This is a genomic window from Streptomyces sp. NRRL S-87, from assembly GCF_000719335.1.
Lineage (GTDB): Bacteria > Actinomycetota > Actinomycetes > Streptomycetales > Streptomycetaceae > Streptomyces.
The window spans coordinates 1-259 of sequence record NZ_JOGB01000240.1; the positions used below are offsets into that span (position 1 = coordinate 1).

A 259-nucleotide genomic window follows, 5' to 3' on the forward strand; every position below is an offset into this window, starting at 1 on the left:
GACTTCTGGGTGCGGCACGTGCGCGAGGCCGTCCGTTTCCTGGACGGCGTGCGGGCGCTGGAGGCGGCCGGGGTGGCGACGTACGTCGAACTCGGGCCGGACGGTGTGCTGTCCGCGCTGGTGCAGGAGTGTCTGACCGGGCCCGCCGAGTGCGTACCCGTGCTCCGCGCGGGCCGTGCCGAGGCCGATACCGTCGTCGGGGCGCTCGCCCGGGCGTACGTCCGGGGTGTGGCCGTCGACTGGGCGGCGTTCTACTCCG

General features: G+C 74.9%; 1 protein-coding gene. It reads left to right on the forward strand.

Going from position 1 to position 259, the window contains the following annotated elements; all coding sequences use genetic code 11:
* A partial coding sequence (locus IF43_RS37635) for a hypothetical protein (RefSeq protein ID WP_037891792.1) occupies nt 1–259 on the forward strand: 259 nt, incomplete at both ends.